This is a genomic window from Flavobacterium sp. XN-5, from assembly GCF_008033395.2.
GTDB classification, from domain to species: Bacteria; Bacteroidota; Bacteroidia; order Flavobacteriales; family Flavobacteriaceae; genus Flavobacterium; species Flavobacterium hiemivividum.
Genome location: NZ_VOGZ02000022.1, coordinates 1 through 1023, shown reverse-complemented (window position 1 = coordinate 1023; position 1023 = coordinate 1). Strand labels below are relative to the sequence as shown.

The following is a 1023-nucleotide window of genomic DNA, read 5'->3' as shown; positions in this document are numbered from 1 at the left end:
TGGATCAATACATATTGTTGTGGGGAAATATTAAAATCTAGATATTTGTATTCCTAAATTACATATCAATGCAAGACTCTTTTATCGAGATCCTTAAATTATTGTTACCAGAAATAATAGTAGACTACTTTGAACTTACGTCCTATAAAAAAGGAGTCGAGATAATTCATTTGTATCTAAAGGAGATCAATTCAATTCCTGAAGAATACCGAGGATCTAAATTGAGTTCAAAAGGATTCTTTGAAGAGATAACGGTTCAAGATTTTCCTATTCGTGGACATCAGGTATATCTTCATATCACTCGAAGAAGATGGCTTAACGAAGAAGATGGCAAAGTGGTCTTTAGAGATTGGAATTTAGTAGCAGACGGAACTCGTGTAACACAGGAGTTTGCGTCTTTTTTAAAAGAGATCAATAGATTCCAGCCCAAATGATTGTAATGCTATCGCTTCTTTTTATGGAGTTAAGGGGAGAAATTTGTTGTCTCAATACAAAGACTATTTAAGTGACTTTAAAACTTGGGATCAACTAGGACATGCTAAAAAATGGCTTCTTTTCCCTAAGAACATTCGAAAGTATTTATCTATAGATGAAACATCTCTCTCTAACGGAGAGCTCTATACAATTCTGACCAGTAAATCTGCTAAAGGAAAGAAAGGAACCATTGTAGCCATGGTTGCAGGAACTAAAGCAGAAACAGTAATATCAATTATTGAAAAAATCCCTCTTAAACAAAGAAACCTAGTCAAAGAAATTACTTTGGATATGGCCGGTAATATGGGCTTAATTGCTCGAAAATGTTTTCCTAATGCAACTCGTGTTGTTGATCGTTTCCATGTGCAGAAGCTGGCTACAGAAGCACTCCAGGAAATCAGGATCAAATATCGTTGGGAAGCCATAGATCAAGAAAATGACGCAATAGAACGAGCAAGGAAGTCAAAAGTAAATTTCAAATCTAAAATATTCTCTAATGGCGATACTCTTAAACAATTACTGGCAAGGAGTCGTTATCTCTTGTATAAA

General features: G+C 34.8%; 2 protein-coding genes. Both read left to right on the top strand.

All coding sequences use genetic code 11. From position 1 onward, the window contains the following. Nucleotides 1-68: 68 nt before the first annotated feature. A complete protein-coding gene (locus FQU23_RS16100; protein WP_147674745.1) occupies nucleotides 69-434 on the top strand; it encodes a transposase family protein in 366 nt (121 codons plus the stop codon). A 46-nt stretch (nucleotides 435-480) separates the two neighbouring features. Continuing rightward, nucleotides 481-1023: transposase (locus tag FQU23_RS16095; RefSeq protein WP_147674744.1), on the top strand; the 543-nt coding region annotated here is incomplete at its 3' end.